This window comes from Parafrankia sp. EAN1pec (genome assembly GCF_000018005.1).
In the GTDB taxonomy this organism is placed as follows: Bacteria; Actinomycetota; Actinomycetes; order Frankiales; family Frankiaceae; genus Parafrankia; species Parafrankia soli.
In genome coordinates this window covers 1,512,371-1,534,755 of record NC_009921.1, presented here as the reverse complement: position 1 = coordinate 1,534,755, position 22,385 = coordinate 1,512,371, and the positions used below count along the sequence as shown (strand labels likewise).

19 protein-coding genes are annotated in these 22,385 nt (G+C 73.0%); 13 read left to right on the top strand and 6 right to left on the bottom strand.

Annotated elements, in window-relative coordinates:
* A complete protein-coding gene (locus tag FRANEAN1_RS06270) occupies positions 1-1,893 on the bottom strand; it encodes a DUF4012 domain-containing protein (RefSeq protein ID WP_157472374.1) in 1,893 nt (630 codons plus the stop codon).
* Complete coding sequence (locus tag FRANEAN1_RS06265) at positions 1,890-3,809, bottom strand: polysaccharide biosynthesis tyrosine autokinase (RefSeq protein WP_041253748.1); 1,920 nt, start codon at positions 3,807-3,809, stop codon at positions 1,890-1,892. Before FRANEAN1_RS06265 ends, FRANEAN1_RS06270 begins: the two co-directional genes overlap by 4 nt.
* 115 nt (positions 3,810-3,924) lie before the next feature.
* Here FRANEAN1_RS06265 and FRANEAN1_RS06260 point away from each other — a divergent pair, with 115 nt between their 5' ends.
* Positions 3,925-5,892, top strand: a complete 1,968-nt coding sequence (locus FRANEAN1_RS06260) for a nucleoside-diphosphate sugar epimerase/dehydratase (protein WP_020458899.1) — start codon at positions 3,925-3,927, stop codon at positions 5,890-5,892.
* A gap of 14 nt (positions 5,893-5,906) precedes the next feature.
* On the opposite strand, the gene FRANEAN1_RS06255 is transcribed toward FRANEAN1_RS06260, so the two are convergent.
* Positions 5,907-6,878 (bottom strand): NAD-dependent epimerase/dehydratase family protein, encoded by a 972-nt coding sequence (locus FRANEAN1_RS06255; RefSeq protein WP_020458898.1) that lies wholly within the window; start codon positions 6,876-6,878, stop codon positions 5,907-5,909.
* A 202-nt stretch (positions 6,879-7,080) separates the two neighbouring features.
* On the opposite strand from FRANEAN1_RS06255, the gene FRANEAN1_RS06250 reads away from it, so the two are divergent.
* The 10 genes from FRANEAN1_RS06250 (at position 7,081) to FRANEAN1_RS06205 (ending at position 16,232) form a co-directional block, all read left to right on the top strand.
* Complete coding sequence (locus FRANEAN1_RS06250) at positions 7,081-7,821, top strand: NeuD/PglB/VioB family sugar acetyltransferase (protein ID WP_041253747.1); 741 nt, start codon at positions 7,081-7,083, stop codon at positions 7,819-7,821.
* A 7-nt stretch (positions 7,822-7,828) separates the two neighbouring features.
* Positions 7,829-8,584 (top strand): tyrosine-protein phosphatase, encoded by a 756-nt coding sequence (locus FRANEAN1_RS06245; protein WP_020458896.1) that lies wholly within the window; start codon positions 7,829-7,831, stop codon positions 8,582-8,584.
* Between the two features lie 82 nt (positions 8,585-8,666).
* The gene (locus FRANEAN1_RS06240; RefSeq protein ID WP_020458895.1) at positions 8,667-9,197 is read left to right on the top strand and encodes a transglycosylase SLT domain-containing protein; all 531 of its coding nucleotides are present in this window, start codon (positions 8,667-8,669) and stop codon (positions 9,195-9,197) included.
* A 9-nt stretch (positions 9,198-9,206) separates the two neighbouring features.
* Positions 9,207-10,820: a helix-turn-helix domain-containing protein gene (locus FRANEAN1_RS06235; protein ID WP_083788170.1), complete on the top strand. Its 1,614-nt coding sequence runs from the start codon at positions 9,207-9,209 to the stop codon at positions 10,818-10,820.
* A gap of 244 nt (positions 10,821-11,064) precedes the next feature.
* Positions 11,065-12,051, top strand: coding sequence for an ACP S-malonyltransferase (locus FRANEAN1_RS06230; RefSeq protein WP_020458893.1), 987 nt, complete (start codon positions 11,065-11,067; stop codon positions 12,049-12,051).
* A complete protein-coding gene (locus tag FRANEAN1_RS06225; RefSeq protein WP_020458892.1) occupies positions 12,048-12,986 on the top strand; it encodes a beta-ketoacyl-ACP synthase III in 939 nt (312 codons plus the stop codon). The genes FRANEAN1_RS06230 and FRANEAN1_RS06225 overlap by 4 nt, the downstream gene beginning before the upstream one ends.
* The gene (locus FRANEAN1_RS06220) at positions 12,977-13,159 is read left to right on the top strand and encodes a hypothetical protein (protein WP_041253745.1); all 183 of its coding nucleotides are present in this window, start codon (positions 12,977-12,979) and stop codon (positions 13,157-13,159) included. Before FRANEAN1_RS06225 ends, FRANEAN1_RS06220 begins: the two co-directional genes overlap by 10 nt.
* 17 nt (positions 13,160-13,176) lie before the next feature.
* Complete coding sequence (locus tag FRANEAN1_RS06215; protein ID WP_020458891.1) at positions 13,177-13,425, top strand: acyl carrier protein; 249 nt, start codon at positions 13,177-13,179, stop codon at positions 13,423-13,425.
* Complete coding sequence (locus FRANEAN1_RS06210; protein ID WP_020458890.1) at positions 13,422-14,648, top strand: beta-ketoacyl-ACP synthase II; 1,227 nt, start codon at positions 13,422-13,424, stop codon at positions 14,646-14,648. Before FRANEAN1_RS06215 ends, FRANEAN1_RS06210 begins: the two co-directional genes overlap by 4 nt.
* A 180-nt stretch (positions 14,649-14,828) precedes the next feature.
* On the top strand, positions 14,829-16,232 hold the full coding sequence (locus FRANEAN1_RS06205; protein ID WP_041253743.1) for a carboxyl transferase domain-containing protein: 1,404 nt from the start codon (positions 14,829-14,831) through the stop codon (positions 16,230-16,232).
* Between the two features lie 233 nt (positions 16,233-16,465).
* Here the strand turns inward: FRANEAN1_RS06205 and FRANEAN1_RS43060 are convergent, their stop codons facing one another.
* Entirely contained in the window at positions 16,466-16,594 is a 129-nt protein-coding gene (locus tag FRANEAN1_RS43060) for a hypothetical protein (protein ID WP_347176997.1), read from the bottom strand.
* Positions 16,595-16,943: 349 nt separating this feature from the next.
* Between FRANEAN1_RS43060 and FRANEAN1_RS06200 the strand changes: the two genes are divergently transcribed.
* Positions 16,944-18,419 carry an MFS transporter gene (locus FRANEAN1_RS06200; RefSeq protein ID WP_020458887.1) on the top strand — a complete coding sequence of 492 codons (1,476 nt, stop codon included), beginning with the start codon at positions 16,944-16,946 and terminating at the stop codon, positions 18,417-18,419.
* A gap of 45 nt (positions 18,420-18,464) precedes the next feature.
* Here the strand turns inward: FRANEAN1_RS06200 and FRANEAN1_RS06195 are convergent, their stop codons facing one another.
* The gene (locus tag FRANEAN1_RS06195; protein WP_020458886.1) at positions 18,465-20,873 is read right to left on the bottom strand and encodes an AAA family ATPase; all 2,409 of its coding nucleotides are present in this window, start codon (positions 20,871-20,873) and stop codon (positions 18,465-18,467) included.
* 2 nt (positions 20,874-20,875) lie between these two features.
* Positions 20,876-21,541 (bottom strand): hypothetical protein, encoded by a 666-nt coding sequence (locus FRANEAN1_RS06190; RefSeq protein WP_085950109.1) that lies wholly within the window; start codon positions 21,539-21,541, stop codon positions 20,876-20,878.
* Between the two features lie 448 nt (positions 21,542-21,989).
* Between FRANEAN1_RS06190 and FRANEAN1_RS06185 the strand changes: the two genes are divergently transcribed.
* Complete coding sequence (locus FRANEAN1_RS06185) at positions 21,990-22,379, top strand: hypothetical protein (RefSeq protein WP_347176996.1); 390 nt, start codon at positions 21,990-21,992, stop codon at positions 22,377-22,379.
* The last annotated feature ends 6 nt before the right edge of the window (positions 22,380-22,385 follow it).

Sequence of the window (22,385 nt, the reverse complement as noted above, 5' to 3'; positions counted from 1 at the left end):
CTACTTTCTGACTCTCCGCGACCAAGGTGAGGTGACGGGCAGCCCCTCAACCACCAGGCGCTCGGGAACCGTCAGAGGCTGGCCACGAACGGCGAGTGTCGGGCCGGCCACCGGTTCCAGAACGCGGACCTGCAGCGTCCGCGTCTGGCCCCGGTCGACCGTCAGATACGTCGACAGGACCGGGTGGCCGCGTTCCTCTCCCGAGGTCAGCGAGACAGCCCTGCCGTCGAGGCGCGCGCCGGCGAACCGGCTCCCATGCCCGGTGTAGAGGGAGAACCACAGCTTGTTCTGGGCCTCCTCGTTCCGCTGGGCGGGGCCCTCGACGTCGCTGCGGTGGCGGACGTAGTCACTCAGAGCCGCCGGCGCGGCGTTCATCAGCCGCACGGTGATCGTCACGCGTCCGGTTCCGTCGGGCTGTCGCTCCATTCGGTAGGTGGTGCTACGTCGCAGCCAGTAGTCAAGCTTGCTCTCTGTCGCGTTCTGCGTGACGACCCCGAGGAACGGGCCGGCCGCCTCCGGCAGTGCCCCACCGAGCGCCGTCGAGGAAAGCACTTCCTGTTCGTCGGCGTGGTTACTCGACACCAGCAGCCGGCCTTCGCGTGCGGCACGGGCCATGACGCGCAGGAAGTTCTCCGTACCGCCCGCGGCACCCGCGTCCGGCACGACCGCCTTGTCGACCGCGGCGAAGGACTCGTCCCGTGCCCCGACGCCGTCGATCTCCTGGTAGACCTGGGACTCGACCAACTCGACCAGCTCGTTCGCCGGGATCACCCGGCCGTCGGGGAGGACCACCGGGCGGGTCTCCGCCAGCAGGTAGGACAGCGTGGTGGGGTCAAGGCTGATCGTCCCGTCGACCGCTGTCCCCGTGCCGGCGTGGTAGAGCTCGGAGTACAGGCGTCCCGCGGTCGGGTAGTCGGGTGTGAGGTTGGCGTTCGCCCATACGCGCGCGGGCTGGAAGGGGCCGTAACGCGCCATGAGCTCCGGCGACAGGTCGGTGGCCGGCCGGATCTGGGTCGGCCCGCCGGGCAGCCTGCCGCTACCTGAGATGTCGTCGAACGTCAGCCGGCCGTCGATGACCGTCAACACGCCGAACCCGCCGATGATGCCGCCGTTCGCCCGCGACTCGGCCGGGTTCTGCACGACGATCAGGTAGCGGCGGGGGCCGTCCGCGCCGAGCATCCCCGGGCCCAGCCGGGTGGCGAGGACCAACGCGTCGAGCGCGCCGTACAGCCGGGAGCCGGTGTCGACCGCCTGCCCCCGAGCATCGTCGAGGCCGACCGCGTCGCCGAGCCACCCGCAGTCGGAGACCCGTCGAGCGGCCGCCTCGAACGAGTCGACGGCCGCCCGGGCCCACTCGGCGGGCGCCCGCGCCGCGGCCAGCGCCCCGATGTTCACCGCCGCCCCCGACCGCAGGCTGGACGGGGCCAGCCGGTCCCCCAGCTCAGCGATCGGCTGCAGCGCGCCCGCGGCCACGTCGAGCGCGGCGGCGATAGTCGCGCTGGAGCGCAGCGAGCACCCCGCCAGCGGCACGTGCCCGGCCAGCGACCACAGCGGGTCGGCGGTGAGCGCGCGGGCCGACTCGGCCCGCGCGGTGATCTCGTCGACGGCCCGGCGCAGCTCGGCCTCCTCGGGGACCGCGCCGCTCGAGACGGCGGCCTGCAACTGGGAGACCTGGGCCTGGGCGGCTTCCAGGTGCGACCGCGCGAGCAGGCCGCGCACGACGATCCAGGTGCCGGCCCCAAGTAGGACGACCAGCAGCAACGCGCCGCCCGCCACGATCCGCCGGTCCGGTCGCCACTCCCGCCGCGGCGACGAGCCCGTGCCACCGCCGCCCGGCCGTTCCTCCGCTACTCCGGACGGCTGTTCCGCTTCCCCCGCCGGCCGCTGCGTCACCGGCCTGTCGAACGGTCGGAACCGCGGTCGGACGTGCCCGCGCCATAGGCGAGCGGCGCGGTGTGGTCCCCCGGCTCGCGCTGAGCGGCGATCTCGACTGCCGACGAGTCCGCACCGGCTTCGGTGGCCTGACCAGCTGCCCACTCCACGGATCCCGAAGACCCGGCCGGCGCGCCCGCGCCACCCGAACGCCCGCCCGGCGACCCACCGGCCGACGGATCGGAGCCCGCCGCCGGACCAACCGGTCTCGAGCCTGCTGGCCCCTCGCCGGCCGGCCCCACGCCCGGCGAGTTGGAACCGGGCCCCGTGGTGCCCTGCTGCTGCCGCGTGCCCTGCCGCCCAGCGGCCGGTCGCTTCATCGCCGGCGCAACGAGCGGCGCCGGCGCCGCTCGTTGCGCCGGCAGCTGCGCGGAACCGGCTACCGGCGCCGCAGGCACAGAGGCGCCCGAGGCCGCGGATCCGCCGCCGGCCGGGCGCAGTCCACGGTCGGGCGCTGCTGGAATGCGGATCCGGTTCGCCCCGGTCGTGCGCGTGTGCCGGGCGCGCGGCGCGTAGCTCTCGTACCGCCCGTAGTAGCTGGCGTTCTGGCTCTTGGCCGGCACCATATTGAGAACCGTTCCGATCATCCGCGCGTCGACCGCCCGCAGGGCATCCGCGGCCCGGCGCAGCTGCTCGCGCCGCGTCCGGCCGACCCGGGCGATCAGCAGGGCGCCGTCCACCCTGGTCGACAGCACGGCGGCGTCGGTGACGGGCAGCAGCGGCGGCGCATCGATGAGGACGATGTCGAAGCGGGAGCAGAGCACCTCGATCAGGTCGGACATGTTGCGGGACCCGAGCAGCTCACTCGGGTTGGGCGGGATCGGTCCGCTCGGCAGCACCTCGACCCGGCCGTCGCCGACCCGGCCCTCGCCCCAGGGCTGGAGCACGTCGTCGAGGTCGGCCGCGCCGATCAGCACCGAGGTCAGCCCGGCGGCGGACTCGACACCCAGGTACTCGCCGAAGGACGGCCGGCGCAGGTCGCCCTCGACCAGGCACACTCGGGCGCCGCCCTGCGCCAGGGTGATCGCGAGGTTGCAGGTCGTGGTGGTCTTGCCCTCCCGCGACACGGAGCTGCTGACGAGGATCGACCGGGGGGCGGTGTCGACGTCCACGAACTGCAGGTTGGTGCGGAGCTGGCGAAACGACTCGGCGCGCTGCGTGTACGGGCCGGAGTGGATGATCAGCGGTTGCCGCCCGGAGCTCGAGTCGAAGTTGATCATTGCCAGGTTCGGCAGCCCGGTGACGCCGGCGGCGTCTTCCTCACTGGAGATGCTGGTGTCCAGCCGGTGGCGCAGGAACGCGGCGCCGATGCTGATCAGCAGGCCGAGCAGCACGCCGAGCGCGATGTTGCGCACCGGCTGCGGCGAGACCGGTGTGGTGGGGAGCTTGGCGTGTTCCCAGACGCTGACCCGCACCGTCGGCGGCTCGTCCTCGGCCGGCCGCTCGATCCGGGCGACGGCCTCGGAGAACGTCTCGCCGACCGCGTCCGCGATCGACTGCGCCCGGCGCGGGTCGGCGTCCCGCACGACGGCGCGCAACAGGACGGTGTCCGGAACGGCCTGCGCCTGGATGCGCGCGCGCAGCGCGGACGGGCTGTCGCCGAGCTTCAGCTGGTCGACCACAGCCTCGGCGACCCGGTCGCTCGCGACGAGATTGGCGTAGGACTTCACCCGCTGCTGGGAGAGCAGGCCGCCCTGATAGGCCAAGGCCGCGTTCGCGCCGTTGTCGGACGAGGACACCACCATGGTCACCGTGGCCGCGTAGATCCGGTCCGCACGCCAGTTCATGCCAGCCGCGAGCAAACCTCCCAGTACGGCGCAGGCCAGTACAAGCAACCAGCTTCGACGCAGGACGCGCACGTAGTCGCGCAGTTCCACTCGTCGACCACCCTCCCGGACTCTCGCCCGAACACTCACCGTGACACTCGACAGACGCAACGTACCGTAGCGGTAGCCGGTCATTTACTCACAGCGGCAATTACTCTATGGCCTCATGTGGAGACGTAGAGTAGACGGACGACGTCACGGTCTGTGGACAACAGCGGTTGCGCGGCGCGTGTCGCGACTCAACCTCCAGCAACGGGTCGGTCTGCAGATCGTGCTGGACGTCTGCGCGCTCGCGCTCGGGTTCATCGCCGCTCAGGTCGGCCGACTCGACCTGGACCCGGCCGCGCTCACCGATCCGGGCTTCTGGGTCATCGTCTTCCTCGCCGTGTGCCTGCTCCACTTCCTGGGCACGGCGCTGCACCTCTACCTGGGCCGGTACCGGTTCGGCGGGTTCGAGGAGGTGTTCGGCATCCTGGTCGCGGTGGCTCTCACCGTCCTCGGGGTGCTCGTGGTGGTGCTGGCGGTCGGCGTGCCGCGGCCGGTACCGCTCAGCGTGCCGCCGCTGGGCGGGGCGGTCACCCTGGTGCTGATGCTCGGCATCCGCTACCTGTGGCGGCTGGCCGAGGAGCGGCTGCGCCGGCCGGCCCCCGACGCCACCGAGCCGCTGATCGTCTTCGGCGCGGGCGACGGCGGGCAGCGGGTGCTCACCGCGATGCTGCGCACGCCGAGCAGCCCCTACTACCCGGTCGCGCTGCTCGACGACGACCCCCGGACCTGGAACCTGCAGCTGTCCGGGGTGCGGGTCCGCGGCGGCCGGGACGCGATCGCCGGCGTCGCCGCCTCCACCGGCGCACGCACCCTGCTCGTCGCGATCCCGAGCGCGGACGCGGCGCTGCTGCGGGAGATCAGCGCGCTGGCCGAACCGGCCGGTCTCGCCGTCAAGGTGCTCCCCCGCGTCGCAGACCTGGTGGACGGCACCGTCGGCGTAGCGGACATTCGCGATCTCGACCTCGCCGACCTGCTCGGCCGCCGGCAGATCCAGACCGACATGACGGCCGCCGAGCGCTACCTCACCGGCCGCCGGGTCCTCGTGACCGGCGCCGGCGGGTCGATCGGATCGGAGCTGTGCCGGCAGATCCACGCCTTCGGGCCGGCCGAACTGATCATGCTCGACCGGGACGAGTCGGCGCTGCGCGCCGTCCAGCTCTCGCTGCACGGCCGGGCGATGCTCGACGACGACACGATCGTCCTCGGCGACATCCGCGACACCGAGCTCATGGCCGCGCTGTTCGCCGCCCGCCGGCCCGAGGTCGTCTTCCACGCCGCGGCGCTCAAGCACCTCCCGCTGCTGGAGCGCTTCCCGGGCGAGTCGGTGAAGACGAACCTGTGGGGGACGCTGACCGTCCTGGAGGCCGCGGCCGCCTGCGGGGTGCGGCGCCTGGTGAACATCTCGACCGACAAGGCCGCCAACCCGAGCAGCGTGCTCGGCCACTCCAAGCGGATCACCGAGCGCCTCACCGCGCACGTCGCGGGCCAGGCGCCGGGGGTGCTGGTCAGCGTCCGCTTCGGCAACGTGCTCGGCAGCAACGGCTCGGTGCTGACCGTCTTCGCCGGCCAGCTCGCCGCGGGCGGGCCACTGACGGTCACCCACCCGGAGGTGACCCGCTACTTCATGACCATCCAGGAGGCCGTCCAGCTCGTCCTGCAGGCCGGGGCGCTGGGCTCCGCCGGCGAGGCGCTGGTCCTCGACATGGGGGAACCGGTGCGCATCGCGGACGTCGCCCGTCGCATCGCGGCCCGCGCGCCCGCGCCGGTGGACATCGTCTACACCGGGCTCGGGGCCGGCGAGAAGCTGCACGAGGAACTGCTGGGCGCCGGCGAGTGGGACTCCCGGCCGCGGCACCCGCTGATCTCACAGGTACCGGTACCGCCGCTGGACCCGGCCGCCGTCCGGGACATCGACCCGTACGCGGCACCGGATCTGATCCGGGCCACGCTGACCCGGCTGGCCGCCGAACAGCCCATGCCGAACGTGCCGCGCCAGACCAATCCAGGTCAGGACGAGCCGCGCCAGACCGGGCCGCGTCAGGACGGGCCGCGTCAGGACGGACCGACCGAGGCGCGGACCGGGTGAGTCGGTGGTGACGGTCAGTGGTGGGTGGTGTCCGCGGATCTGGGCGCGGCGCCGGGGGCCTCGCCGAGGCGTTCCTGGTACCAGTACACGGTCTCCTCCAGGGTCGCCCGCAGGTCAGAGCGCTCGACGGAGCCGAACAGCGCGTGCATGGCGTCCGGGCGGGCGCGCGAGTCGCGGACGTCCCCGGCGCGCGGCGCGCCGTGCGCCACGTCCAGCCGGCGGCCGAGGATGTCCTCGAGGTGGGCGACCAACGCCAGCAGGTCGGTGCTCGTCCCGAACGCCAGGTTCACCGGCCCGGGGTGGGCCAGCCGACGGCAGGCCGCGTCGGCCAGCAGCCCGGCGACCGCCTCGACGTAGGTGAAGTCCCTGGTCTGCCGGCCGTCGCCGTGCACCGGCAGCGGACGTCCACGCAGCGCGGCGTCGATGAACGACGGCACGACAGCGGCGTGGGCGTGCCGGGCCGGCTGGTACGGGCCGTAGACGTTGAACAGCCGCGCGACCAGGACCGGCAGCCCGAAGCTCGCCTGGTGCGCCAGGGCGTACCCCTCGGCCGCCAGCGCGCTGGCCGCGTACGGGCTGGTCGGACGCGGCGGGTCGTCCTCGCTCTGGGAGCGGCCGCCGGACGTCCCGTATACCAGAGCGGAGGAGACGACCACCACGTGGGTCTCGCCCCGCTGTGCCACGTCGAGCACGGTCAGTGTGCCGGTCGCGTTGACGTGGTGGGTGGCCAGCGGGTCGAGCAGCGAACGCTCGACGGAGGGCCGCGCCGCCAGATGGACGACGCTGTCCGCCCCGGTGCAGGCGTCCTCCAGCAGCTCCCGGTCGGTGACGCTGCCGAGGACGAGGCGCGCGGGCAGGCCGATCAGGTTCGACCGGGCTCCGGTGCTGAGGTCGTCGACGACGACCACCTCGCAGCCACGGGCCAGCAGCGCACGAGTCAGGTGGGCACCGATGAACCCGGCGCCCCCGGTCACCACGACCCTCATCGTCCGAATCACTCCCCACGATCACATCAGGCAACGATAAGCAACCGATCAGATGCTGATAGTAATCGAGTTGCGGGAAACGGTCGGCGATACGGCGCATCCCGGGGCGGCACACCCTCCGGCCAGGCGACACCACCCGACGGGATCGACTACTCAGAGTGTCCGATTGAACGGGCGCCGTCATCGCTCTACGGTCGGCCCCGTGCCAGACCTCGGACGCCAGCTCGTCATCGTGGGAGCCGGCGGCCACGGCCGCGAGCTCCTCGACCTCGTCGAGGCGGTCAACGCCGCCAGCGACCGGGACATCTACCGGTTCCTCGGGTTCCTCGACGACGGCGAGGTCGATCCCGACCCGCTCGCCCGGCGCGGGAGCACCGTGCTGGGCGGGCTCGACCTGCTGGCCAGCCTCGAGGCCGACTACCTGATCGGCGTCGGCGCAGCGGCCTCACGGGCCCGCATCGACCGGTACGCCAGCGCGTGCGGACGGCGCCCGGCCACGATCGTCCATCCCCGCGCCCACCTGGGCGGCGACGTGAAGCTCGGGCCGGGCACCGTGGTCTGCGCGTTCGCGAGCCTCACCACCAACATCGAGACGGGCCGGCACGTCCTGGTGAACATCGGCGCCGGCATCGCGCACGACTGCCGCCTCGGCGACTACGCGACGCTCGCCCCCGGCGCCCGGATCGGCGGTGCCGTCGAGGTCGGCCCCGGCGCCTGGGTGGGGATGCAGGCCAGCGTCGTGCGGAGCCGGCGGATCGGTGCCGGGGCGGTGGTCGGCGCCGGGGCGGTCGTCACCGGCGACGTGCGCCCCGGACTCGTCGTGGCCGGGGTGCCGGCCCGCCCGATCGACCCGTCCGACGCCGGTGCGGACGCCGCCCGGCCACCGATAGTGGAACCGAGGACGCCCGAACCCCAGTCCGGGGCACCCCGAGCCGACCTATGATCGGGAGGTGCACCGCTGGTTCGACCTCGCAGGCACTGACAACACCCGTGACCTCGGCGGGATGCCGACGCCCGACGGGCGCCTGACCCGGTCGGGCGTCTTCCTGCGCAGCGACACCCTGCAGGAGCTGACCACCGCCGACGTGGCCCGGCTGCGCGAGGTGTTCGGCCTGCGGACGGTGCTCGACCTGCGGGCCCGGGTGGAGGCCGCGCGGGAGGGCCGCGGCCCGCTGGAGTACGAGGACGTGGCCTACCACAACCACTCGTTCCTGCCCGGCGAATGGATCATGCCGGACGATCCCCGGTTCCCCGCGATCGTGAAGGACCTCGACTCGGTCGACCGGGTCGAGCACTACCTGGACTACCTCCGCCTGGCCGGGGACGCCGTGGCCGAATCCATCCGCCTGCTCGCCCAGCCGGTGACGGGGCCGACGCTGTTCCACTGTGCCGCCGGCAAGGACCGCACCGGCGTGCTGTCGGCGCTCCTGCTCGGGATCGTCGGCGTCGACGACGAGGCGATCATCAAGGACTACACCCTGACCAACGAGCGCATCGCCCGGGTCGACGCCCGGCTCGCCCGCCGCCCGTCCTACAACCGGCCCGAGGATCCACTGACCATCGACAAGATGAGCTGCCGGCCGGAGGTCATGCGCGGTTTTCTCGGCGGTGTCGCCGAGATCTGGGGTGGTCCGGCCGCCTGGGCGCGCGGGGCGGGCGTCCCCGAGGAGGACCTGCGCTCGCTGCGGTCACGGCTTGTCGGGTGAGGCGGGGGGACGGCTGGAACGGCTGCGGCGAAGACCACGACCGCTCGGACACATCACCCGTACGGAACGGACAATAGGAGACATGATCCGGCGCGCGCCCGTCACCGCGGTCCTGGCCGTGGTCATCATGATCGCGCTGCTGTCCGGATGCAGCCACATCTTCGAACGGCCCTTCGCCGACGTGCCCGCCGACCTGATCCCCGTGTTCCAGGCCGCGGCGGCCACCTACGGGGTCCTCAGCGCGGCGCAGCTCGCCGCGCAGGCCAGGGTGGAGAGCAGCTTCGATCCCGCGGCCGTCTCGCACGCCGGCGCCCGCGGCATGATGCAGTTCCTCCCGACCACCTGGGCGGAGTTCGGCATCGACGGCAGCGGCGACGGCCGCGCCGACCCCCTCGAGCCCCGCGACGCGATCGTCTCGGCGGCCAACTACGAGGCACACCTGGCCGAGGCCGTGGCCAATCTGCCCGGGGACCGCATCTCCCTGGTGCTCGCGGCCTACAACGCGGGGCCGGACGCCGTCCGCGCCGCGGGAGGCATCCCGGACTTCGACGAGACCCGCTCCTATGTCGCTCGGGTGCATGACTGGGCCGCCACCTATCGGGACCAGCTCTGACGGCGTGACATGCTCGACGCCGTGGCAGCAGACCAGTCCGGCGAGGCATCCGCGCACGAGCCCCCGGCCGGTCCGGGATCGTCGGCGGAGGGCGCTCCGCTGCCCCCGTCCCTCTCGCCGGCCACCGCGGCCTCCTTCTCCTCCTCCACCCCCGTCTCCTCGACGTCGGGGCCCGGCCACGTCGTGCCGCCGGCCCGGACCGCGCCGCCCGCGCGGGACGACGCCCTCGGCGGCGCACCGGCCGGCCGCGCGCTTCCGCCCCGCGGCTCCACCGACGAGGTGATCCGCCGGGTCGAGCTGGCGAGCGGCCGGCTCGCCGCGCGGGCGGTCACCCGGATGACCGAGGTGCTCCCCTGGTACCCGGCGATGTCCGCCCGGCACCGCGCCGACATTCAGCTCGTGGTGCAGGCCGGGATCTCGTCGTTCGTCGAGTGGTGCCGCCGCCCCGAGCACGCCCGGGAGCTGTCCGGCGACGTCTTCCGGGTCGCGCCCCGCGAGCTGGTGCGGGCGGTGACCTTCCGCCGACTGGTCGACCTCGTCCGGGTCGCCGTCGAGGCGATCGAGGCCGAGGTGCCGACACTGGCCGGCCCGGAGCACGAGCAGCGGCTGCTCGCCGATGTGTTGCGCTACTCCCGGGACATCGCGTTCGCCGGCGCGGTCGTGTACGCGCGGGCCGCCGAGGAGCGCGGTGCGTGGGACGCCCGGTTGGAGGCGCTGGTCGTCGACCACGTGGTGCGCGGCGAGGTCGACCGCGGCCTGCCGTCGCGGGCCGCCGCGGTCGGCTGGCGCAACCCGCCGTCGGTCACCGTCGTCGTCGGCGCGGCGCCGCCGACCTCGCCCGAGGTCGCCGTCGACGAGGTGCACCGGCTGGCGCGGGGGGCCGGCCTCGAGGTGCTCGCCGGGGTCCACCATGACCGGCTCGTGATGGTCGTCGGCGGCGCCTTCGGCCCTGACGACGGCGACCCGCCGGGCCCGTCGGCGACCAGCGGCGGAAGCGGGGCCGGCAGCGTTGGGCACGGTGGGTCTGGGCACGGTGGGAGTGGGCACAGTGGGAGTGGGCCTGGCGGCGTCGGCGGGTCCGCGTCCTCGTCCGCCGCGACGGGTGCCGGGGGCGGGTCCGGCCGCGGCGACACCCCGCCGCCGTCCGGCGACGCCGACACCGCGCTGGAGGCCGCCCGCGCGCTGCTGCCCGCCTGCGGGCCGGGCCCCGTGGTGGTCGGGCCGATCGCGGGCGATCTCACCGGGGCGCCCCGGTGCGCCCGCGCGGCGCTCGCCGCCGCGGACGTCGTCGCCGCCTGGCCGGCGGCGCCGCGCCCGGTCTCGGCGAGCGCGCTGCTGCCGGAACTCGCGCTGGCCGGTGATCCGGACGCGCGGCAGAGCCTGATCAGGGAGGTCTACCTCCCGCTGCGCCACGCCGGCACCCCGCTGTTGGAGACAGCCGGCGCATACCTCGACTTCGGCGCGTCGCTGGAGGCGACCGCCCGGGCGCTCTACCTTCATCCGAACACGGTGCGTTACCGGCTGCGCAAGGCCGCGGACGTCTGCGGTCTCGATCCCGCCGATCACCGCGAGCGGTTCATACTGCACATCGCTCTGGTGCTCGGCCGCCTGGACGGTGCGTAACCTACAGGTCAGATGGGACCGGACCCCCGTCCGCGACCCGCCCGCGCGACCCCTCCCATCGGTGCGAGAACCGTCACACCAAGCAAATTTACCGCCCTGTCACCGGATTCCGGTCCAGAGGCGTGGAGGGGCACTAACGTACCGCCGGAGCCCGCCGCTTTGTAGGAAACCGACAACGAGCCGACGAGACATCGGTGACTCGTCGCCAGCGACAACGACCGGCCACACGGGGTTAGGTGAATACGTGCTCGCGATCCTCGCACCAGGACAGGGTGCTCAGACGCCGGGACAGCTCCGTCCCTGGCTGGAACTCGACGGCGTCGAGTCCCGGCTGCGCTGGTGGTCGGCGGCGGCCGGTTTGGACCTCGTCGACATCGGCTGCGAGGCACCGGCGGAGACGATCCGGGATACCGCGATCGCCCAGCCGCTCATCGTCGCGAACGGGCTGCTGGCCGCCGAGCAGCTCGGCCTGCTGCCGGCGGTCCCCGCCGGCGGCGCCCGCGCCGTCGTGGCCGGGCACAGCGTCGGCGAGATCACCGGCGCCGCGATCACCGGCTCGCTCACCCCGGAGTCGGCGCTGCTGTTCGTCGGCCTGCGGGGCCGCGCGATGGCCGAGGCGTCCGCGCGGACCCCCACCGGGATGACCGCGCTGCTCGGCGGCGACCCGGACGAGGTCGCCGCGGCGCTGGAGGGAATGGGCCTCACCGCCGCGAACCGCAACGGCGCCGGGCAGATCGTCGCCGCGGGCACGCTCGAGGACCTCGCGAAACTCGCCGACTCCCCGCCACCGAAGACGAAGCTGCGGCCCCTGTCCGTAGCCGGCGCGTTCCACACCCACCACATGGCCTCGGCCGGCGACGCGCTGCGCGCCGTCGCGGGCGGCATCCGGCCCGGGGCTCCGGTCCTCGGCCAGCTCTCCAACGCCGACGGCGCCGCGGTGCACGACGGCCCCGACCTCCTCACCCGGCTGGTCACCCAGGTGGCGGCACCGGTGCGCTGGGATCTGTGCCTGGCCGCCATGCGCGAGGCCGGGGTGACCGCCGTGATCGAGCTGCCGCCCGCCGGCACGCTCGCCGGCATCGCCCGGCGCGAGCTGCGGGGAGCGAAGATCGTCGCGGTGAAGACGCCCGCTGATCTGGACGCCGCCCGCGAGCTCGTCGCCGAGTACCTGCCCCCCGCCGGGGTGGCCGTGCCGCCCCAGGCCGAGTCCCTGGTCGGGGCGGCCTCATGACAGGGGCGCGGTTGCTGGGGCTGGGCACCTACCGCCCGGGCCGGCTGGTCACCAACGACGAGATCACCCGGCAGGTCGACACCTCGGACCTCTGGATCCGCACCCGGACCGGCATCTCGACCCGGCGGATCGCCGACGACGACGAGACCACGGTCGCGATGGGGGTCAGCGCGGCGGACAAGGCGCTGGCCGCCGCCGGGCTGGCCGCTCGCGACGTCGACGCCGTGATCGGGGCGACCTGCACGGCACCGTCCCAGATCCCGGGCACCGCGCCGCAGGTCGCCTCCCGGCTCGGCGCGTCGGCCGCGGGGACCTTCGACATCAACGGCGGCTGCGCCGGCTTCTGCTACGCCGTCTCCACCGCGGCGGACATGGTGCGGGCCGGCAGCGCCCGGCACGTGCTGGTCGTCGCGACCGAGCGGCTCTCCGACTACACCGACTGGAGTGACCGTTCCACCTGCATCCTGCTCGCGGACGGCGCCGGCGCGGTCGTGATCAGTGCCGCCGAGACCGATCACATCGGCCCGGCTGTCTGGGGCCACGACGGGTCGCGGCCCGAGGCGATCCAGGTTCCCGGGCGGGGCGACAACTCGTTCCGCATGGAGGGCCCGGCCGTGTTCCGTTGGGCCATCTCGCTCGTTCCCACCCTGCGCACGGTCTGCGACCGGGCCGGTGTGGCGCCCGAAGAACTGGCCGCGATCGTGCCGCACCAGGCGAACCTGCGCATCGTCGAGGCGCTCGCGGGTGGCCTCGGTGTCCCCGACGTGCCGATCGCCCGCGATGTGGTGGACTCCGGCAACACGTCCGCGGCGAGCATCCCGCTGGCGCTCGATCGGATGATGGAAGCCGGCGAGGTCGTCTCGGGCGATCCGGTGCTGCTGTTCGGTTTCGGCGCCGGCCTGACCTACTGCGGACAGGTCGTCCGATGCCCCTGAGCACCGACGGCCCCGAGCACCACATTTCTCCCAGGTACTCCGCTGCCCCCGAGTACCCCGGCCCGAGCCGCGGCCACCCGTGCCGCGACCGGGCCCCGCACCACCGCCGTACGGAGCTGCCCGCGCGGGCCGTCCGTCCAGCCACCGGCTCGACCGGAACGCTGATCCCGTAACGCACAGGAGGAAAGCCATGTCGCAAACCGATATCCTCGCCGGCCTCGCCGCGATCCTCGAGGAAGTCGCCGGTGTGGACCCGGCCGACGTCACCGCGGACAAGACCTTCATCGACGACCTGGACGTCGACTCGCTCTCCATGGTCGAGGTCGTCGTCGCGGCCGAGGAGAAGTTCGGCGTGAAGATCCCGGACGAGGACGTCAAGACCCTCAAGACCGTCGGCGACGCCGTCTCGTACATCCAGCGGGCGGGTGTCGCCGCGTGACCCCGACCCCCAGGCAGGTCGTCGTCACCGGCCTCGGGGCTACCACTCCCCTCGGCGGCGACGTGCCGTCCACGTGGGAGGGGCTGCTCTCCGGCCGCTCCGGCGCGCGTCGCCTGACTGAGGACTGGGTCGAACAGCTCCCCGTCCACATCGCCGCCCCGCTCGCCGTCGAGCCACCGCTGGGCCGCGTCGAGGCCAGAACCCTCGACCGCAGCCAGCAGATGGCGCTGGTCGCCGCGCGGGAGGCGTGGGCCCACGCGGGCTCCCCGGAAGTCGACTCCGAGCGCCTCGCCGTCTGCGTGGCGTCCGGGATCGGCGGGGTGCTGACCCTGCTCAACCAGCACGACGTGCTGCGGGAGCGTGGGGCTCGGCGGGTGTCCCCGCACGTCGTGCCGATGCTGATGCCGAACGGCCCGGCGAGCACGGTCGGCCTGGCGTTCGGCGCCAAGGCCGGTGTGCACGCGCCGGTCAGCGCGTGTGCGTCCGGCTCGGAGGCGATCGCGCTGGCGCTGGACATCATCCGCGCCGGCCGGGCGGACATCGTGATCGCCGGCGGCACGGAGGCGGCGATCGCCGCCCTGCCGATCGCCGGGTTCGCGCAGATGCAGGCGCTCTCCCGGCGTAACGACGCTCCCGAGGCCGCCTCGCGACCGTTCGACAAGGCCCGGGACGGCTTCCTGCTCGGCGAGGGCGCGGCGGTCATCGTGGTGGAGGCGGCGGAGCACGCGCAGGCACGCGGCGCGCGGGTCCTCGGGACCCTCGCCGGCGCCGGCATCAGCTCGGACGCCTACCACGTGGCCGCGACGGATCCGACCGGTGCCGGCGCGGCCCGGGCGATCCGGGCGGCGCTGCGCTCGGCCTCCCTGGAGCCCGAGGACGTCATCCACGTCAACGCGCACGCGACGTCGACCCCGACCGGAGACGTCGCCGAGTCGATCGCGCTTCGGCTGGCGCTGGGCTCCGCGCTCGACTCGATCGCGGTGACCTCGACCAAGTCGATGACCGGCCACCTGCTCGGGGCGGCCGGCGCGCTGGAGGCCGTGGTCACGCTGCTCTCGCTGCGCGAGCGCGTCGTCCCCGCGACGCGCAATCTCGACGCGCTCGACGACGAGATCGCCCTGGATGTCGTGAGCATCGACAACCGGGAGCTCGGCACCGGCGCGGGCCTGTCGAACTCGTTCGGGTTCGGTGGGCACGACGTCTGTCTCGCGTTCACGGTGTAGGACGCACGCCCGGCGCCCCGAGGGAAGACCGTGCCGCCCGCCACGGCGGCGGCACGCCCGGGGGCGCCGGGACGGTTCGCCGGGATCCAAGCCCCGGCCAGGAAACACCTCACGGTGGCCGCACCGGGGCCGCCATCTGCGCAGGAGCAGGCTGATACCGCTCAACCAAGGAGACCTACGGTGAGTCTGTCCACCATCGACCGCACCGATTCCCGAACTCCCGTCTCGCGGCTGAGCCGCTTCTTCGACCCGGACACGCTCTCGCTGTTCGCCTCCGCCGACGGTTCGGGTGTCGTGGCCGGCCAGGGCCTCGTCGACGGCAACGAGGTCGTCGCCTTCGCCACCGACCCCACGGTCCAGGGCGGCGCGATGGGCCGGGACGGCTGCGCGCGCATCGTGCACGCGATCGAGTCGGCCGTCCGGATGAGCTGCCCCGTGATCGGTATCTGGCACTCCGGGGGCGCCCGCCTGCAGGAGGGTGTGGCCTCGCTCGACGGCGTCGGCCGGGTGTTCGCGGCGACGGTCCGCGCCTCGGGACGGGTGCCACAGATCTCGCTGGTCCTCGGGGCCGCGGCCGGCGGCGCCGCCTACGGCCCGGCGCTCACCGACCTGGTCATCACCGGGCCCGACGCGAAGGTCTTCGTCACCGGCCCGGACGTCGTCCGCTCGGTGACCGGCGAGGAGTGCACGGCCGACAGCCTCGGCGGCCCCGAGGTCCACTCGACCCGCAGCGGAGTCGTCCACCTCGCCTGCGACACCGACGACGCCGCGTTCGACCGGACCCGCGCGATCACCGCGCTGCTGGCCGACCAGGGCTCCATCGGCCACGTCGCCGAGCGTGAGCTCGGCGATCTGCTGCCGGAGAACCCCCGCCGCGCCTACGACGTGCGGCCGCTCGTCGCCGGCCTGCTCGACGACGAGGTCGTCGAGCTGCACCCCAAGTGGGCGCGCAACATCGTCACGGCCCTCGGCCGCCTCGGCGGGCGGACGGTCGGCGTGGTGGCGAACAACCCGCTGCGCCGCGGTGGCTGCCTCGACGCGCTCTCGGCGGAGAAGGCCTCGCGGTTCGTGCGGATGTGCGACTCGTTCGGGATCCCGCTCGTGGTGCTCGTCGACGTCCCCGGCTACCTGCCCGGCGTGGGCCAGGAGTGGGAGGGTGTGGTCCGGCGCGGCGCGAAACTGCTCTACGCCTTCTCCGAGTGCACCGTGCCCCGGGTCACCGTCGTCACCCGCAAGGCCTACGGCGGCGCGTACATCGCGATGAACGCCCGCTGCCTGGGCGCGACCGCGGTCTACGCGTGGCCTACCGCGCAGCTCGCGGTCATGGGGGCGGAGGCCGCGGTCGGCATCCTGCACCGCCGGCAGCTGGCCGAGGTGCCCGCCCAGCGCCGCCCGGACGTGATGGCCGAGCTGGCCGAGGAGCACGTCCGCACCGTCGGCGGGATCGACCGCGCGGTGGAGCTGGGCGTGGTGGACGCGGTCGTCACACCCGCGACGACCCGCGGGGCGGTCGCGGCCGCGCTCGCCGACGCGGTCGCCGCGGCCCGGGTGGACAAGAACGTTCACGGCAACATCCCTCTGTAGTTCCTCCCGCTCCACCCGGCCCGCCGGCCGGGGCGCTGGCCCTCGACGGCTCCGGCCCTCGACGGCGCTGGTCTTCGAGACGTGGCGGCCGGGCGAGTCCCTGGACTCCCCCGGCCGCCACGTCTCATCTCGGGGCTGTCGCCCTCCGGCCCGTGCTCCCGGGCCTCGCCACCGGACGCCGTCGCGGCCCACCGGACCCGCCCGGCGAGTGGGCCCGTCACGACCCAGGGGGCTCAGACCCGCCCGTCGGTGGCGTCGACGAGCCGGCGCACGTCCGTCACCAGCAGGGCGAGCTCGGCGTCCGGCACCTCGCCGGGACCCACGGCCGCCAGCCGGGCCACCTGCGCGTCGAGATCCTTCACGGCCGGCCTCCTGTCCGACACCCGCACTCCACTCACTGGACGCCCCGTGTGCGGCGCCACCCCACGCGCCCGCCACCTCGCAGGCCCTGCCGACAGGGCCTGCCCTACCGGCGGCCCCTGCCCCGCCTGCGGGCAGCGCCTGCCCACCCGGCCACACCGAGATTGTCGAACACATGTTCGAATGCTAGGGCATCATCACCCAGCCACCAAGCCGCGGTCCGGACACGTGACCGATCCGCGACCCCGAGCCACCCGGCTCCACCCTCGTTCCCGCCCGCCCGCGCGAAATACTTAGCTGCGCGAAATAAATATCGGCCGGGGTGTGTTGTGAACCTCGGAGGTGCACCGCATGAGTCGTTCGGACCAGGTCACGTCGAGGACGAGCGCAGGAAGCGCGGAGGAGGCAGGCACCCGGGTGCCGTCGTCCACTGGCACCTTCGCCGCCCTCCAGGTACCGAACTTCCGCCTCTTCCTCGGCGGTCAGGTGGTCTCGCTGTGCGGGACCTGGATGCAGATGATCGCCCTGGGCTGGCTGGTGCTGTCACTCGGCGCGTCCGGCACCGAACTCGGGCTCGTCACCGCGGCCCAGTTCCTGCCCGTGCTGCTGTTCGGCGCCTACGGCGGGCTGATCGCCGACCGCTCGAACACCCGCAGGCTCCTGATCACCACTCAGATCATTCTCGGTTCCCTCGCCGTCCTGCTCGGCATCCTGGACCTGACGGGCACGGCACGCCTGTGGATGGTCGCCGCCGTCGCCGCGGCGATCGGGATGACCAGCGCGGTGGACAACCCGGCGCGGCAGAGCTTCGTCCAGGAGATGGTGGGATCGGAGTTCCTGCCCAACGCCGTCACGCTGAACTCGGTGACCATGAACGCGGCCCGGGTCGTCGGGCCCGGCATCGCCGGCATCCTCATCAGCCTGGTCGGCACCAGCGGCTGTTTCCTGCTGAACGGCGCCTCGTTCGTCGCCGTGGTCATCGCGCTCCAGCGGATCGACACCGCGGCGCTGGTGCGCCGGCATCCCGTGCCGCGGGCACCGGGGCAGGTGCGCTCCGGGCTCGCCTACGCGATGCGGACGCCGAGCCTGCGTATCCCGCTGCTCATGATGGCCGTGATCGGAGCGTTGTCCTACGAGTTCCAGGTCGTGCTGCCGCTCGTGGCACGTGAGACCTTTGGCGGGTCGGCCGCGACGTACAGCCTTCTCACCGGCGCGATGGGTGCGGGGGCCGTGGCCGGTGGCCTGGTCGTCGCCCGGCACCGGCGGGTGGGGGTCCCGGCTCTGGCGGTCACCTCCGGGGTGTTCGGCGTGGTCACCCTGGTGGCAGCCGCGGCCCCGGTGCTGGCGCTGGAGGTCGCCGCGCTCGTGGTGGTCGGCGCGGCGAGCGTCGCGTTCATCTCCACCGGCAACGCGACCGTGCAGCTCTCCGCGGCACCGGAGATGCGTGGCCGGGTGATGGCCCTGTGGTCGGTGGCGTTCCTCGGCTCGACCCCGGTCGGCGGCCCGATCGCGGGCTGGGTGTCCGAGACGTTCGGTGCGCGGGCCGGCCTGGCGATGGCCGGCGCGGCGGCGTTGGCCGGATCCGCCTTCGCGGCGGCGTCCCTGCGCAGCCGGGCCGCGCGCACCCAGGCGGTCCCGGCGGCTGCGGCCATCTCCCGGCCACCGGCCGCGCCAGCCGGCGACCCAACACCCGCCACCGCCAGCGACCCGGCGGCCGCCACGGCGACCGACACCGCGCTCGGCAACCCGGTGGAGGCGGTGCTGAGCGCCGCGAACGCCGCTGCCGCACCGACACCGAAACACGGACCGGCCCTACAGGACGTCTGACACCCGACTCGGGGCAATCGGTATGTCGGCCGCCGTCGCATCGAATCAGTTGGCGGTGGAGGGGCCCTCCGGGAGTGCCCGTGGCACGGGGGGCGCCCCGCGGGCGGCTGCCCGGCCGAGTTCGGGAAGTTCCCGGAGATCGTCGTGGTGCATCCCGCGGTGTGCCTGGACCGCCGAGCGGTGGTAGTCCTCCGCCACGGCCATGAACCCCGGTTCCATGTAGCGGCGGCCGTCGACCGTCGGGCCGACCGTCCCCTCCATGATGGCCTCGACGTCCTCGCCGGTGATCGTCTTGTGGGTCTCCAGCGCATGGGTGAGGGACAGCACCTCGCGCCGGTTCGCGGACAGGACGGTCTCGGTGCGGGCGTAGATCTCCCGCAACTTGGCCTCGACCTGCTCACCGAAGGGCCGGTCCGAGTCGATGGACGCCTGGCCCATCTGGTGCTCGATCATGCTCAGCCGGGACGCGAGCGTCTCGCCCATCGCGGCCGAGGAGATGTTGCTCGACACCAGCAGGGTGGCGCTGCGCAGGTCACCACCGACACCCACGGTGTTGTCGCCGTCGAAGAACATCCGCTCGCCGGCGAGCGAGGCGAGGGAGACCATCACCTGGACCTCGATCTCCGACTTCCACATGAACATGCGGTCCTCGACCGCGACGTGCGCGACGAACCCGCCGACTCCGCCACGCCGCTCGATGGTCGCCAGGTCGATGACCCGTCCGCGCTGGGTGCGGTAGGCGACGACGGCGTGGCAGGCCTCGTGCAGCGCGATGCTGTGCCGCTCGCGGGCGATGTGCTCGTGGTCGTCGGCGAGGCCGTACTCCTTGACCACCCGGGCCCGCAGCATGTCCTGCCAGGTGATGATCTCGCGGCCGTCCTTGACGGCCTGCACCAGCGCCTCGTTCACCGTGTCCTTGATCGTGGCACCGGTGGCCTCCGGGCTCATGATGGCGAGGCGCTCGACCTGGTCCGGGGTCAGCTCGTGGCGCACCTTGGCCAGGTAGCCCTCGAAGGTCCGGATCCGGCCCTCCTTGCTGGGGTAGCCGACCTTGTAGATGCGGTCGATGCGCCCGGGCCGCAGCAGCGCCTCGTCCAGCGACTGGGGCATGTTCGTCGCCATCATCACCAGGATGCGGTACTTCGGCGGCGGCTTCGGACGCATGCCGAGGGTCCGCCGGACGACCCGGTTGAGGAATCCGCGGGGCTTCTTCAGGCCGGACATCTCGGTGAGCAGGGCCTGCAGGGTCCCGTCGGCACCGGACCCGCCCATCCCCCCGCCCACGACGAAGTTCTCGCGCTGGGCGTGGTCGCGGGCGATCTGGGCCCGGGCGAACGAGTCCAGGTAGGAGAAGCCGTTGCAGGCGTCCACGGACTCCGCGCCCACCGGCACGCCGAACGGGTTGTGCCCGGTGGAGAAGGCCGCCGCTCCCGCGCCGAGCTTGCCGCCGCCACTGAAGCCACCGGCGAGCTGACCACGGTTGCCGAGCGTGTCGGCCTCGTCGAAGAAGACGATCACGCCGCCGTAGCGCAGTGACAGCTTGCGCAGCTTGCGGAACAGCGACTTCACCTTCATGATGCCGACGCCCATGAACATCGCCGAGAAGGCGCCCGGGTCGACGAAGACGTAGGGCTTGCCCGTCTCGCCGGCCACCGCCTCGGCGATCAGCGTCTTGCCCGTGCCGGGCGGGCCCCACAGCAAAATGCCGCCGGGGACGTAACCGCCCCTGTCCTCGATCTCCTCGGGGCGCTCCAGGTAGAAGACGTTCTCCTGGACCCGGCTGACGACGTGGTCCTGGCCCCAGACGTCGGCGAAGCGGGTCTTGATGTCCTCGGGGAAGTAGACCTCGACGCCGCCCTTGGAGAGGAACCAGAAGATGGCGACGAACTGCCCGACGACGACCACCAGCAGCAGCACCATCTGCAGGACGAGCGGGATGGCCTTCCACGCCGCGCCGGGCAGGCCGACCGTCGCCTCGAAGATGGACTGGTCGACGATGCGCGCGTAGACGAACAGGAACAGCGCGAACGCGGCCACGACCTTCAGCGCCCGGCTGGCCCGGTACCGGTTCCAGTCGTTGAGGCGCAGCAGCCGGCGCTCGGCGCGGCCGAACACCTTGTCCGTCCAGAACACGTAGTACCGCGACGACCGCTCGCCGAGGAAGATGTGGATCTGGTGGACCACCTCGAGCCCGAGCAGGGCCAGGATCCACCAGCTCGACCGCGACTGGATGCGGAACGCGTCGCCCCAGGTCATCAGCGGGTTGCCGGAGACGTCCGCCGCGACCACGAAGGCGAAGAGCGCGCCGAGCAGGAACAGGAACTTGGTTCTGTCCCACAGCGCCGCGGGACGTCGGCGCGGCGCGGTCGAGGAGTCGGAAGCGGCGTCGCCCGCGGTGGTCTCCCCCGCGGGCGCGGAGGAACCCGAACTGGTCGCCCGGTCGGTTGCGCTCATGCCTACTGCCCTCGGTCCGTCGGCTTGATGGTGAACGAGCCCGTGACCTCGCCGATCTGCCCCCCGTGCTGGGCGTAGCAGAGCGCTGAACAGGCCAGGACGAGCTGGTAGAGCACGGTCTGGTTCTGGTCCAGCAGGCTGGTCTGGTCGATGGTGACCAGCCCGGCCGCGGTGGCGACCTGGTAGATCAGGTGCACGCCGTGGACGCCGCTGTCCTGCGCCACCTTCTCGTCGGCCAGGAGCAGGAAGCTGGGCGCGAGGCGCGCGCCGTACGGGTCCTGGCGGACGGCCTCCTCCTGCGCCGCGACCGCGTCGTCGACGGTGACCACGAAGTTGCGCAGGTCGTTCGTGGAGACCGCATTGGCCTCCTCCGGAAGAAGATGCCGAACCTGGACGAAGCCCTTCGGTAGCGGCGCGTCGGGAACGAACAGACTGGTCTCGTCGAACTTCTCGGCGGCATCCAGCCCGACGACCCACTCGCGTGACATCAGGCCGCGCAACATCTCGGGGCTCACATTGCGGGCGTCGATGCCGAACAGGGCCGGCCCGGGCATCTCCTGATACGTCCAGGCCGCAGGCACCTTCAGGAACGCGCCGTCATCTTTGTTCGTCACATAGTCGTAACTGGACGCCCCGCACCCGGAGATCAGGACGAGCAGCGCCACCACCGCGGCGACGGCCAGTACCGGGGCTGACCTCGGCCTCGGCCTCGGCCGGGGTCGTGGCAGCGGTCGCGGCCAGCGGCCACGACTTGGAACCTCCACGGCGATCCTCCAGCCTCGCGAGGTCGATCCCATGGTGCGACACCGGGCCCTGGATACACCGTTGACCGGCGGGTCGGGCCATGGATCTCTCATTTTCCACGGTAAGTGTGACTCATTCCGGCGCACCATCGAAGAGCCTTCACCGGAAAGAGGCATTGCGGGTACCCTCCGCTGTCACGACCGGCTCCCCCGGTTCGCTTCCGACGTCGGGTTCCACCCTGCGTCGCGTCTCTGCCTGCCGCCAGTCGGACGGTTCACAACACCCCACCGCCTGGACAGTTCCGGCGACGGGGGCACACTGTGGTGCATGGCGCATTACCGGCGCGGCCGCAAGGTTCCAGCGCTACCCCCGGTGCGCAGGCACATCGTCGGCGGCCTGACCGTGGTGGCCGTGTTCGTGATGGTTGGCCTGACGGTGTGGCGCCCACTCGCGGCGCTGCCGGCCCTCGTCGTCATCGCCGCCCTCGGCGTGCTGGACTACGTGATCGTCACGACGTCACCGGCCGCGCGGAACCTGCCCTCCGGCCCGCTGAGCGGCCGCGAGCTCGACTGGGAGTCCGGGCTGATCGAGGCCGCGTCCGGGCTCGTCGACGCCCCCACCCAGATGCTGCCGCGCCTCACCTTCGGCTACCCCCGCGACGACGCCGAGGACGTCCCCGAACCAGACGCCGAGGACGTCCACACGATGGCCATCGACATGCGCGGCTACCTGGACGAGACCGGCCCCGTCCGCATGCACTAGCCGTCG